The 12549-nt window shown below is 59.4% G+C and carries 9 protein-coding genes and 1 pseudogene; 5 read left to right on the forward strand and 5 right to left on the reverse strand.

Going from position 1 to position 12549, the window contains the following annotated elements; all coding sequences use genetic code 11:
* Positions 1–142: 142 nt before the first annotated feature.
* Both KBP52_RS26015 and KBP52_RS30610 read right to left on the reverse strand, forming a co-directional pair.
* Entirely contained in the window at positions 143–3037 is a 2895-nt protein-coding gene (locus tag KBP52_RS26015; RefSeq protein WP_116033302.1) for a ribonucleoside-diphosphate reductase subunit alpha, read from the reverse strand.
* A gap of 700 nt (positions 3038–3737) precedes the next feature.
* A pseudogene (locus KBP52_RS30610) lies at positions 3738–3866 on the reverse strand (metal ABC transporter ATP-binding protein); the annotation flags it as partial.
* A 24-nt stretch (positions 3867–3890) separates the two neighbouring features.
* Between KBP52_RS30610 and KBP52_RS26020 the strand changes: the two are divergent.
* Both KBP52_RS26020 and KBP52_RS26025 read left to right on the forward strand, forming a co-directional pair.
* The gene (locus tag KBP52_RS26020) at positions 3891–4613 is read left to right on the forward strand and encodes a response regulator (RefSeq protein WP_116033307.1); all 723 of its coding nucleotides are present in this window, start codon (positions 3891–3893) and stop codon (positions 4611–4613) included.
* Positions 4610–6220 carry an ATP-binding protein gene (locus tag KBP52_RS26025; RefSeq protein ID WP_077574134.1) on the forward strand — a complete coding sequence of 537 codons (1611 nt, stop codon included), beginning with the start codon at positions 4610–4612 and terminating at the stop codon, positions 6218–6220. The genes KBP52_RS26020 and KBP52_RS26025 overlap by 4 nt, the downstream gene beginning before the upstream one ends.
* Before the next feature lie 116 nt (positions 6221–6336).
* Here the strand turns inward: KBP52_RS26025 and KBP52_RS26030 are convergent, their stop codons facing one another.
* Both KBP52_RS26030 and KBP52_RS26035 read right to left on the reverse strand, forming a co-directional pair.
* A complete protein-coding gene (locus KBP52_RS26030) occupies positions 6337–7062 on the reverse strand; it encodes a 4'-phosphopantetheinyl transferase superfamily protein (protein WP_212621274.1) in 726 nt (241 codons plus the stop codon).
* A 138-nt stretch (positions 7063–7200) separates the two neighbouring features.
* Positions 7201–7992 (reverse strand): dienelactone hydrolase family protein, encoded by a 792-nt coding sequence (locus KBP52_RS26035; protein WP_212621275.1) that lies wholly within the window; start codon positions 7990–7992, stop codon positions 7201–7203.
* Positions 7993–8136: 144 nt separating this feature from the next.
* Between KBP52_RS26035 and KBP52_RS26040 the strand changes: the two genes are divergently transcribed.
* From KBP52_RS26040 to KBP52_RS26050, 3 genes are all read left to right on the forward strand, one after another.
* Positions 8137–8739 (forward strand): outer membrane beta-barrel protein, encoded by a 603-nt coding sequence (locus tag KBP52_RS26040; protein WP_077574131.1) that lies wholly within the window; start codon positions 8137–8139, stop codon positions 8737–8739.
* A 151-nt stretch (positions 8740–8890) separates the two neighbouring features.
* Entirely contained in the window at positions 8891–9568 is a 678-nt protein-coding gene (locus KBP52_RS26045; protein WP_016987432.1) for a response regulator transcription factor, read from the forward strand.
* Complete coding sequence (locus tag KBP52_RS26050) at positions 9565–10911, forward strand: ATP-binding protein (RefSeq protein ID WP_116033317.1); 1347 nt, start codon at positions 9565–9567, stop codon at positions 10909–10911. Before KBP52_RS26045 ends, KBP52_RS26050 begins: the two co-directional genes overlap by 4 nt.
* A gap of 433 nt (positions 10912–11344) precedes the next feature.
* Here the strand turns inward: KBP52_RS26050 and KBP52_RS26055 are convergent, their stop codons facing one another.
* Entirely contained in the window at positions 11345–12343 is a 999-nt protein-coding gene (locus KBP52_RS26055; protein ID WP_212621276.1) for an AraC family transcriptional regulator, read from the reverse strand.
* Positions 12344–12549: the final 206 nt, after the last annotated feature.

Below are 12549 nucleotides of genomic sequence, written 5' to 3' on the forward strand. Positions count from 1 at the left end.
GCCCGCAATCAGGGCTTCGCCGTTTTTTATGCCTGTGGTTTTTTCCAGACAAAAGAAAACCCCCGACACACCAGAAGTCTGTCGGGGGTTTTCTTTTGCCTGAAGAGTATCAGGCGTCTCGCAACGCCTGACTCAGCTCAGCTTATTGGCAAGCTTCGCAATCCGGCTCGTCAATGGCGCAAGCCTTTGGCACTGGAGCAGGACCGGCAGGAGCAGCCAGAACCGAATCGTCGCCGTGGTTGCCGCCGCTGGAAACAGCGTTCAGCTTGCTGGTGCTGATGGTCGACTTCTCGGTGCTGGTCGCGGCCAGGGCACGGAGGTAGTAAGTGGTTTTCAGACCACGGTACCAGGCCATGCGGTAGGTCACGTCGAGCTTCTTGCCCGATGCGCCAGCGATGTACAGGTTCAGCGACTGGGCCTGGTCGATCCACTTCTGACGACGGCTGGCCGCGTCAACGATCCACTTGGTGTCCACTTCGAACGCGGTCGCGTAGAGCTCTTTGAGTTCCTGCGGGATGCGCTCGATCTGCTGAACCGAACCGTCGTAGTACTTCAGGTCGTTGATCATGACCGAGTCCCACAGACCGCGAGCCTTGAGGTCGCGAACCAGGTACGGGTTGATCACGGTGAATTCGCCCGACAGGTTCGATTTCACATAGAGGTTCTGGTAGGTCGGTTCGATCGACTGCGATACGCCAGTGATGTTGGCGATGGTCGCGGTCGGTGCGATGGCCATGATGTTCGAGTTACGAATGCCTTTCTGTACACGGGCGCGAACCGGTGCCCAGTCCAGGGTTTCGTTCAGGTCGACATCGATGTACTTCTGGCCGCGTTGCTCGATCAGGATCTGTTGCGAATCCAGCGGCAGGATGCCTTTGGACCACAGCGAACCCTGGAACGTCTCGTACGCGCCACGCTCGTCAGCCAGGTCGCAGGAAGCCTGGATCGCGTAGTAGCTGACCGCTTCCATCGACTTGTCGGCGAACTCGACGGCAGCGTCGGAACCGTAAGGGATGTGCTGCAGGTACAAAGCGTCCTGGAAGCCCATGATGCCCAGACCGACCGGACGGTGCTTGAAGTTGGAGTTCTTCGCTTGTGGCACCGAGTAGTAGTTGATGTCGATAACGTTATCGAGCATGCGAACAGCGGTGTTCACGGTGCGTTCCAGCTTGGCGGTGTCCAGCTTGCCGTTGACGATGTGGTTCGGCAGGTTGATCGAGCCCAGGTTGCAAACGGCGATCTCGTCCTTGTTGGTGTTCAAGGTGATCTCGGTGCACAGGTTCGAGCTGTGAACCACGCCGACGTGCTGCTGCGGGCTGCGCAGGTTGCACGGGTCTTTGAAAGTCAGCCATGGGTGGCCGGTTTCAAACAGCATGGAGAGCATTTTGCGCCACAGGTCTTTGGCCTGGATGGTCTTGAACAGTTTGACCTTGCCTGGGTATTCGGTCAGGGCTTCGTAGTACTCGTAGCGCTCTTCGAAGGCTTTACCGGTCAGGTCGTGCAGGTCCGGCACTTCGGATGGCGAGAACAGGGTCCACTTGCCGTCATCGAAGACACGCTTCATGAACAGGTCAGGGATCCAGTTGGCGGTGTTCATGTCGTGGGTACGACGACGATCATCACCGGTGTTCTTGCGGAGTTCGATGAACTCTTCGATGTCCATGTGCCAGGTTTCCAGGTAAGCGCAGACAGCGCCTTTGCGCTTGCCACCCTGGTTAACGGCTACCGCGGTGTCGTTCACTACCTTGAGGAACGGAACCACGCCTTGCGACTTGCCGTTGGTGCCCTTGATGTACGAACCCAGTGCACGCACCGGCGTCCAGTCGTTGCCCAGGCCGCCAGCAAATTTCGACAACATGGCGTTATCGTGGATCGCGTGATAGATGCCCGACAGGTCATCCGGCACGGTGGTCAGGTAGCAGCTCGACAGCTGTGGACGCAGGGTACCGGCGTTGAACAGGGTCGGGGTCGACGACATGTAGTCGAAGGACGACAGCAGGTTGTAGAACTCGATCGCACGGTCTTCTTTGTGCTTCTCTTCGATCGCCAGGCCCATGGCCACGCGCATGAAGAAGATCTGCGGCAGTTCGAAACGAATACCATCCTTGTGGATGAAGTAACGGTCGTACAGGGTTTGCAGGCCCAGGTAGGTGAATTGCTGATCACGCTCGTGGTTGATCGCCTTGCCCAGTTTTTCCAGGTCGAAGGAGGCCAGCACAGGGTTCAGCAGTTCGAACTCGATACCTTTGGCGATGTAGGCCGGCAGAGCCTTGGCGTACAGGTCGACCATTTCGTGGTGAGTGGCGCTTTCGGCCACACCGAGGAAACCCAGACCTTCGGCACGCAGGGTGTCCATCAGCAGGCGGGCGGTCACGAACGAGTAGTTCGGCTCACGCTCAACCAGGGTACGAGCGGTCATCACCAGGGCGGTGTTGACGTCGGTCAGGGCCACGCCGTCGTAGAGGTTTTTCAGGGTTTCGCGCTGGATCAGGTCGCCGTCGACTTCTTCCAGACCTTCGCAGGCTTCGGTGACGATGGTGTTCAGACGACCCATGTCCAGCGGCGCCAGGCTGCCGTCAGCACGGGTGATGCGGATCGACGGGTGAGCGTTGACCGCTTCTTCGGCCGGCGCGTGGGCAGCGCGTTCTTTCGAACGACCGTCACGGTAGATCACGTAGTCGCGCGCAACTTTCTGCTCGCCGGCACGCATCAGGGCCAGTTCGACCTGGTCCTGGATTTCTTCGATGTGGATGGTGCCACCCGACGGCATACGACGCTTGAAGGTGGCGGTGACCTGTTCGGTCAGGCGCGCAACAGTGTCGTGGATTCGCGACGAAGCGGCAGCGGTGCCGCCTTCAACTGCGAGGAACGCTTTGGTGATAGCGACGGTGATCTTGTCATCGGTGTAAGGAACGACAGTGCCATTACGCTTGATCACGCGCAGTTGGCCAGGCGCGGTGGCTGCCAGATCCGAATTCGAATCAGCGGCCTGCGGCAAGGTGCCCTGCGGGTTCTCGCGAGTTGTGTCGGTTTGCATGGGGGGTGGTCTCCACATTCTCTATGTTTGTTTGGCACCGTCATGGTGCTCACCGTTCTGTACCGAAGCACTGCAACCGACAAGCGTCGGCGTAACAACTTCGGAACAGTAGGAAAAAGGCTTGTAACGCCGCATCCTTGCCGAAGTCTTTGGCGCCGAACCAAGGCTCGAGCCAAACTCCTTCCAGGGTGACAGTAATGACTGCAACACCCGTACCGTTCCGGTCGTTTCCGGCCTAAAAAACGGTGCCATCCGCAAGTGCGGTTTGGGCTTTGAAAAACTTGCTTGGTTCAACCGGAAACTGGCAATAAAGCACTTGAGTTTCAGGCCCTAAATGTGGTTGGGCGTTTGAGCGTAAAACCCTATATGTAGGGTCTCTCCTTGCGCCGTGCTACAAGATAATGCGTTTCAAGGGTGCTTGCAACGTACTAGCTGTGGATAAACCTGTGCGTAAATTGTGTAAGAAATCCGGAATTCGCGTGTAGGCCGCGAACCTGCTGAGCTAGACCGTCTGTCACTGTTTTTTCACCGAGAAAAACGCTTCAGCGGATTTTTAAGGGCGCGAACCCTATCACAAAAAACCGCCTTGTCCGAACGCATTTACCGACTTGTGTTCTGGCGGTACGCCGTTTATACATCGGCCCATGCGCAGGCATTGTTATCCTCCAGAAACATGACAAAAGGACGGGAGGATCCAAAACTGTGGGAGCGAGCCTGCTCGCGAATGCGCTATGTCAGATGACTCAGATGTTGGCTGACAGGATGCCTTCGCGAGCAGGCTCGCTCCCACAGGGAATTGTGTTGGGTCAGATGTTCTTCCTTTATTAATAACAATAGAAAGCAGAGGTCATCGGTGGAGCAACAAGCCTTTCAGGTATTGATCGTCGAGGATGACCAGCGACTGGCCGAACTGACGCGCGACTACCTGCAAGCCAATGGACTGCGCGTGGACATCGAAGGCAACGGTGCGCTGGCGGCGGCACGGATCATCAAGGAGCAGCCGGATCTGGTGATCCTTGACCTGATGCTGCCCGGCGAAGATGGCCTGAGCATTTGCCGTAAGGTGCGCAATCATTTCGATGGGCCGATTCTGATGCTCACCGCGCGCACCGACGATGCCGATCAGATCCAGGGGCTCGACCTCGGTGCCGACGATTACGTGTGCAAACCGGTGCGCCCGCGTCTGTTGCTGGCGCGCATCCAGGCGTTGCTGCGACGTAGCGACACACCTGAACCGGTCGCCGAAAAATCCCGTCGTCTGCAATTTGGTCCGTTGGTGGTCGACGACGCCTTGCGCGAGGCGTGGCTGAGTGACAATGGCATCGAACTGACCAGCGCCGAGTTCGATCTGTTATGGCTGCTGGTGTCCAACGCCGGGCGCATTCTGTCCCGCGAAGAAATCTTCACCGCCCTGCGCGGCATCGGCTATGACGGCCAGGACCGCTCGATCGATGTGCGCATTTCGCGCATTCGCCCGAAAATCGGTGACGACCCCGACCATCCACGCCTGATCAAGACCATTCGCAGCAAAGGCTACCTGTTCGTCCCCGAAGCCTGCGTAGATCTGCCGCTGTGAATTCGATCTTCCTGCGCATCTACGGCGGCATGTGCGCAGCGATCATTCTGGTGGCGGTGCTCGGGGTGCTGGCGCTGAACCTGCTCAACCAGGTGCGCAGCGAGCAGTACCGCGAACGTCTGGCCCACGGCACGTTCTCGCTGATGGCCGGCAACCTGCAGCCGATGAACGAAACCGAGCGTCATCGCGCGTTGCTGGTGTGGGAGCGTTTACTGGGGATTCCGCTGGCGCTGAAGAAATTTGCCGAAACCGACCTTGATCTGACCCAGCGCACCCGCGTGCAGCGTGGTCAGGCGTTGGTCGAGCAGACCGGACCGCACGCGGCGAAGGTCTATCGAATGGTCAGCGACAAAGAGCAACTGGTGCTGGTGGGGGAAGTGCAGCAGATCAGCGAACAACTGGCTCGCGCGACTATTTACCTGTTGGCCGATGAGCTGGTGCGCGTACCGGTCGGCGAGCAACCCAAGCGCCTCGCGCAGATAAAGGAAGAGAAAGGCTTCGGCTTTGATCTGCGCCTGGTCACGGTGAATGACGCCGACATGGACGAAGACCAGAGCCGCCGCGTGGCCGAAGGCGATACGGTAATGGCGCTGGGCAAGGGCGGCGATTCGATTCGCGTGTTTGCCGGCATGGTCGGCACGCCGTGGGTGCTGGAGATCGGCCCGCTGTATCAGATGAACCCGTACCCGCCGGAATGGCTGGTGCTGATTGCGGCACTTGGTCTGAGCCTGATCGGCCTTATCGTTTATCTGTTGGTGCGTCAGCTCGAACGCCGTTTGCGCGGCCTCGAAGCAGCGGCCACGCGGATTGCCAAGGGCAGCCTGGAAACCCGTGTGCCGGCGCGCGGTGCCGACTCGGTGGGGCGTCTGGCGTCGGCGTTCAACGGCATGGCCGAGCACTTGCAACAGTTGCTGGCGATCCAGCGCGAACTGGTGCGCGCGGTGTCCCATGAATTACGCACGCCGGTGGCACGCCTGCGTTTCGGTCTGGAAATGATCGGCTCGGCGACCACGCCGCAAGCGCTGGAGAAGTACCGCGAAGGCATGGATCACGACATCGAAGACCTCGATAAGCTGGTCGATGAAATGCTCACCTATGCGCGACTGGAGCAAGGTTCGCCGGCGCTGACCTTCCAGCGCATCGATCTGGATGCGCTGGTCAATCAGGTAATTGAAGAGCTGGCGCCGTTGCGCGCCGAGGTCACCGTGCAGCGGGGTTTGTGCCTGTCTGCTGCGGACAACGATGATGCCTGGGTCGAAGCCGAGCCACGCTATCTGCATCGAGCGCTGCAGAATCTGGTGAGCAACGCGATGCGCCATGCACGTTCGAACGTGACGGTGAGTTATCAGGTCGGGCAATTGCGCTGCCGCGTGGATGTCGAAGATGACGGGCCGGGCGTGCCGGAAGTGGCGTGGGAGCGGATTTTTACACCGTTTCTACGTCTGGACGACAGCCGCACACGGGCGTCGGGCGGGCATGGTCTGGGGTTGTCGATTGTGCGACGGATCATTCACTGGCATGACGGCCGGGCGATCATTGGCAAGAGCAAGAGTCTGGGCGGGGCTTGTTTTAGCCTGAGTTGGCCGAGGAATCAGGAACGCCGTTGAGATGTGTGGTGGCGGGTCTGGCCTCATCGCGAGCAGGCTCACTCCTACAGGGGAACGCATTTCAAATGTAGGCCTTCGCCTGCTCGCGATAGGGTCAGTGCCCGCAACACAAATCTTCAGGCCTGAATGCTGACCAGGCTCAACAACTGTCCATCCTGCACCCCGAACTGCGCGTCCAGTTCAGTGCCGTTGCGCCATTCGGCAGACAAGTCCGTCAACAACCGCAACCGCACCTCACCCGCCTCAGTCCACTCCAGCACTTCAGCATGCTCGAAATAAAAGCGCTGCTGCACAATCGGATACAGCGCCTTGAACAGACTCTCCTTCACCGAAAAGGTCAGCGTCACCCACAACGCCAACTGATCCCGCGAAGCGGCCGTCATGCGTTGCATTTCAGGCGGCGTCAGAATCTCCGCAGCCAGGCGCTCGGCGCGTTTGGTGTTGAGCAGGTTTTCCAGATCCATGCCCAAACCGCGCCAGTGTTGCTTGTTGGCGACAATCGCTGCCGCACGGCCGGTGCTGTGGGTGATCGAGCCGCAGATATGCCCGGGCCAGATCGGCGCGCGGTCTTCACCAATCGCCGGCACCACGCTGCTGCCTTCCAATTGCTGCAACGCCGCCCGGGCGCAAATTCGCCCGGCTAGAAACTCAGCCTGACGCTTGGCCACCGAACGCTGAATGCTTGGCGGTGCAACGACGGCACTGCGCTGAAAGTCATCGCCGAGCAGTCGGGTCGGGTCGAAATGGGTGCTGAGCAGCACGGTGTCGGGCAACACCGTCGGCAACGGCCAGTGGCTGTCGAGTGCGGTGCAGCAGGAGGGCAGGGTGGGGGTGAGATTCATGGCGGGCATTTTGCCGGTTAGTCGGGCCGAGGTCGAGATAGCGGTGAAGCTATCGCGAGCAGGCTCACTCCTACAGGGGAACGCATTTCAATTGTAGGAGCGAGCCTGCTCGCGAAGGCCGCGCCGCGGTGTCGCTGATCAGCCAAAGATTTTCTGCAAGAACGCTTTCATGTCCGCCCAGGATTTTTCATCCGCTGCTTTGTTGTACCCGATGTCCGGGCCACCGTGCTCGCCATGGCTCAGGCGATCGGCATCCGGATTGGTAAATCCATGCTTGGCGCCATCAAGGCTGACAAATTTATAGTCAGCCCCGGCCTTGTCCATTTCCGCCTTGAACGCCGTGACGTTATCCGCCGTAACCATGCTGTCCAGCGCGCCGTGCTCGACCAGAATCTTCGCTTTCACACTGCCAGGCGTTGCTGGGGTCTTGGTCGCCAGCGCACCGTGGAAACTCACCACGCCCGCCAATGGCTCACCTTGCCGCGCCGCGTTCAGCACCACTGCACCGCCGAAGCAGTAACCGATGGCGGCAATTTTATTCACGTCGGTCTGCGGCTGTTTCTTCAACAAGTTCAGCCCTGCCTCGAAGCGCTTGCTGGAAGCCGCCGCATCCTGGGTCGCCGCCTGCATGAACGCCATCGCGTCTTTCGGGTGCTCGGTGTTCTTGCCTTCGCCGTACATATCAATGGCCAGGGCGCTGTAGCCGAGCCCGGCGAGATCGCGCGCGCGGCGCTTGGCGTAATCGTTCAGCCCCCACCATTCGTGCACAACGACGACGCCCGGACGCTTGCCTTTGATGGCGTCGTCATAGGCGTAGTAGCCGATCAGTTTCGTGCCGTCGGCGCTCTGATAGGGGATTTCTTCAGTCTTGATCGCAGCCTGAGCAAGGCTGCTGACAGCCAGCAAGGTGAGGGCGAGGAACAGGCGCATGGTCGGGTCTCCTGACAATAAAAGGTCAAAACAGCCTAGTTCATTTGGTTCAGGTCAGGTTCAGAGACGGTTCAGGGGCGGTACAGGGGAGGGTCAGTAACCTTGCGCCATACCCAAACAGCAACTGTGAAAGAGGAAATACCCATGACTTTTAACAAACTGTTGCTGGCATTGACCGTAATGAGCGCCAGTATCGCGGCCCAGGCCGATACCACTTCCAACTTCGCCGGCCTGTCCTTCGGCCAGACCAGCGACAAGATCGACAAGTCCCACGCACTCAACAACAACCTCGACCACCCGAACGCCACCGGCGCCATCGACGGTAACAACACCTACGGCGTGCGCCTCGGTCAGCAAAACAGCCAGGGCCGCTACTACGCCACCTACGACAACGTGTCGGGCTCGCACAATGGCATTAAACTGCGTCAGGAAAATCTGCTGGGCAGCTACGATCTGTTTTACCCGGTGGGCGGCAGCACCAAGCTGTTCGGCGGTGCCACGGCGGGTCTGACCAAGCTGACTCAGGATTCGCCAGGCTACAGCCGCGACAGTGACATCGGTTACGCCGTCGGCGGTCAGTTCGGTGTATTGCAGCAAGTCTCGCAGAACACCTCGGTCGAACTCGGTTACCGTTACCTGATGAGCAACGCCAGCACCGAGATGAAAGAGAGCGGTGGCAGCAAGCAAGGTTCGCTGGACTTGAACAGCAGCGCGCAGACTTACCTGTCGGCTAACTACAATTTCTAAGGAGTTGCCAGCAGGTTCAATGTGGGAGCGAGCCTGCTCGCGAAAGCGGTGAATCAGTCGATCAATTTATCGACTGACACACAGCCTTCGCGAGCAGGCTCGCTCCCACAGGTGTGTTTTTGGAGATTCTGGATTTACCCGGGAGAGCGTTATGAAACTGTTGGTCGTCGAAGATGAAGCGCTGTTGCGCCATCACCTGCAAACCCGCCTGACTGAAAGCGGTCATGTGGTCGAGTCCGTGGCCAATGCCGAAGAGGCGCTGTACCAGACCGGACAGTTCAACTTCGACCTGGCGGTGATTGATCTCGGCCTGCCGGGCATGGGCGGTCTCGACTTGATCCGCCAGTTGCGCGCGGGCGGCAAGACCTTCCCGATCCTGATCCTCACCGCGCGCGGCAACTGGCAGGACAAGGTCGAAGGCCTCGCCGCCGGCGCCGACGATTACGTGGTCAAGCCGTTCCAGTTCGAAGAACTCGATGCGCGCCTGAATGCCTTGCTGCGCCGCTCCAGCGGTTTCACCCAGTCGACCATCGTCGCCGGTCCGCTGCTGCTCGACCTCAATCGCAAACAGGCGACCCTTGACGAGCAACCGCTGGCGCTGACCGCCTACGAGTACCGCATCCTTGAATATCTCATGCGCCACCATCAACAAGTGGTGCCCAAGGATCGCTTGATGGAGCAGCTCTACCCGGACGACGACGAGCGCGACCCGAATGTCATCGAAGTGCTGGTCGGCCGTCTGCGCCGTAAACTCGAAGGCCCGGCCGGGTTCAAGCCGATTGATACCGTGCGCGGCCTCGGCTACCTGTTCAATGAGCGCTGCACTTGATTCGTTCCCTTCGCGTTCGCTTGATGCTCGCCGCCACCACGTTGGCGGTGTTGTTCATGCTCGCCTTGCTGCCGGCGATGCAAGGCGCGTTCAGCCTCGCGTTGCAGGACTCGATCGAGCAGCGCCTGGCTTCGGACGTCACTACGCTGATCTCGGCCGCACGCATCGAAAACGGTCGGCTGGTGATGCCCAATCAGTTGCCGGATGAGCGCTTCAATCTCACCGACTTCCGTTTGCTCGGCTACATCTACGACCGCGAAGGGCATCTGGTCTGGCGCTCGAAAGCCACCCAGGAAGAGCAGATCAACTACAAGCCGCGCTACGACGGACTCGGTAACGAGTTCGCGCGGATCCGTGAAACCAACGGGCAGGAATTCTTCGTCTACGACGTGGAAGTGAAATTGCTCGGTGGCAAAAGCGCGGCGTTCAGCATCGTCGCCCTGCAACCGGTGCGCGAGTACGAAACCACCCTTGAGGGGCTGCGCGAGAATCTCTATCTGGGCTTCGGCGCTGCGCTACTCGTACTGCTGGCGCTGTTGTGGATCGGCCTGACCTGGGGCCTCAAAGCCTTGCGCCGGCTCAGTCAGGAACTCGACGAAATCGAAGGCGGCACCCGTGAAAGCCTCACCGAGCAGCATCCGCGTGAGTTGCTGCGCCTGACCGGCTCGCTCAACCGTTTGCTGCACAGTGAACGCCAGCAACGTAGTCGTTATCGCGATTCTCTCGATGATCTGGCGCACAGCTTGAAAACGCCGTTGGCGGTACTGCAAGGGGTTAGCGAGGACATGGCCCAGCGTCCCGAAGAACGCGATCAAGCGTGGGTGCTGCAGAGTCAGATCGAACGCATGAGCCAGCAGATCAGCTACCAACTGCAACGGGCCAGCTTGCGCAAAAGCGGACTGGTGCGCCACCAGGTGCGCCTGCAACCAGTGCTGAAAAGCCTCTGCGACACCCTCGACAAGGTGTACCGCGACAAGCATGTGCGCGTGGCATTCGATCTGCCTGAACACTGTTATGTGCCGATCGAGCAGGGCGCGTTGCTGGAGATGCTGGGTAACTTGCTGGAAAACGCCTATCGACTGTGTCTGGGTGAAGTGCGCATCAGCGTGCGCGAGACCCTCGCCGGGATTGAATTGTGCGTTGAAGATGACGGCCCGGGCGTGCCGCCGGATCAGCGTGCGCGGATTCTCGAGCGCGGTGAAAGGCTGGATGCCCAGCATCCGGGGCAGGGCATCGGGTTGGCGGTGGTCAAGGACATTATTGAAAGCTACAACGCCAAACTGGCGTTGGGCGACTCGCCGATGGGCGGGGCGGCGTTCAGGATTCATTTTCCTGCGGTGTGATTGGGAGTTGCCCTCACCCTAACCCTCTCCCAGAGGTAGAGGGGACTGACCGAAGTGTCTTGCGAAAATGATCGACCTGAGCGATTTGCAGCGAATATGGATTCAATAGAGAGCTTGCAGGTCGGCGTATATCTTGAGCATCCCCCAATCAGTCCCCTCTCCCTCCGGGAGAGGGTTAGGGTGAGGGGCTTTTGATTTATCGCCTCATTGCTCCTGCGCCCGATAAGCCCCCGGCGTCAGCCCCGTCCACTTCCTGAACGCCCGATGAAACGCCGATCCTGAGGGTGTCTGGCGTTCTACATCGACCTGAAATAGCCAGTCGATTTTGGATTCAGTAGAGAGCGTTCAGGTCGGCGTACATCTTGAGCAACCCCCAATCAGTCCCCTCTCCCTCCGGGAGAGGGTTAGGGTGAGGGGCTTTTGATTTAGCGCCTCACTGTTCCTGCGCCCGATAAGCCCCCGGCGTCAGCCCGGTCCACTTCTTGAACGCCCGATGAAACGCCGACGGTTCGGAAAATCCCAACTGCTCGGCAATCTGCTGCAACGACAGATCCGCCCGGCCTAAATGATAAATGGCGATATCCCGCCGCAACTGATCCTTCAACTCCTGAAAACTCGTGCCTTCCTCACGCAAATGCCGGCGCAGGGTTTGCGGGCTGATGTGCATATGCGCCGCCACCGCTTCCAGATCCGGCCAGTTCGCACTGTCACGACTGAGCAAACGACGCAGGCGGCTGCTCAGGCTGTCGCCGTCGTCCGGGCGTGAGAGCAGGTCGGCGGGCGAGCGTTCGAGGAAATGTTTGAGCGTGCGTTCGTCCTGCAACAGCGGCATAGACAGATAGCGACTGTGAAACAACAGGCTGCTCTGCTCAGTGCCGAAGGTCATGGGGCAGGGGAACAGCAGGTCGTATTCGGCACCATGTTCGGGGCGCGGATAGCTGAAAGTCGCCTGTTCAAGGCGAATCCGCTGGCCAATCAGCCAACTACCGAGGCGATGCCAGATCACCAGCAGGCTTTCAGTGAGAAAGTGATCCGGGTCCCATATCTGCGAATCATCGACGCTCAAACGCACCCATTCGTCTTCGCGCGTCAGGCTCAGGCGCGGGGCTTCGGGGAATAGGCTATAAAACAATAAACCGCGTTGCAGTGCCTTCTCCAGATTGCGGCAGTGAATCGAGGCATGGCACATCATCGCGAAACTGCCGGGCTTGCTCGGGGCGTTGCCGAAACCCAGGTATTCGTCGTCCAGCGCCAGCCACAGGCCCTGAATCAACCGGGTGAATTGTTCCGGAGCAATGCGCGCACGCGGTTCATCGAGCAATTCCGGGCTGATGCCCAGTTGCAGCAGCAGGCCCGAGTAATCGAAACCCACGCGGCGTGCGCCGCCGAGGGCGGCACGGGCAAAATGACTGGCGATGGTGCGTTCGCGCATAAGCGGCAGATCCTTCCTCAGGCGCCGGATGGTAGCCGGCGGCTGGACATGCCTACAAGGCGGATTTCCGCCAAATTGTAGGACGAGAAGCGGCGAGTTGGCGGAAATCCGCCACACTTGAGTCACCGGATGGTGACATCCATGCACCTGTGATCCCTGATATCAAAAGGCTTGCAGGCAATCGCACCAAAGTGGCACGACGTTTG

The sequence above is a fragment of the Pseudomonas sp. SCA2728.1_7 genome, from assembly GCF_018138145.1.
Classification (GTDB): Bacteria; Pseudomonadota; Gammaproteobacteria; order Pseudomonadales; family Pseudomonadaceae; genus Aquipseudomonas; species Aquipseudomonas koreensis_A.

Coding starts and splice junctions, on each gene's coding strand:
- KBP52_RS26040 (WP_077574131.1), top strand. CDS start 8,137: ATGACTTTTAACAAACTGTTGCTGGCATTGACCGTAATGAGCGCCAGT.
- KBP52_RS26055 (WP_212621276.1), bottom strand. CDS start 12,343: ATGCGCGAACGCACCATCGCCAGTCATTTTGCCCGTGCCGCCCTCGGC.
- KBP52_RS26035 (WP_212621275.1), bottom strand. CDS start 7,992: ATGCGCCTGTTCCTCGCCCTCACCTTGCTGGCTGTCAGCAGCCTTGCT.
- KBP52_RS26045 (WP_016987432.1), top strand. CDS start 8,891: ATGAAACTGTTGGTCGTCGAAGATGAAGCGCTGTTGCGCCATCACCTG.
- KBP52_RS26030 (WP_212621274.1), bottom strand. CDS start 7,062: ATGAATCTCACCCCCACCCTGCCCTCCTGCTGCACCGCACTCGACAGC.
- KBP52_RS26015 (WP_116033302.1), bottom strand. CDS start 3,037: ATGCAAACCGACACAACTCGCGAGAACCCGCAGGGCACCTTGCCGCAG.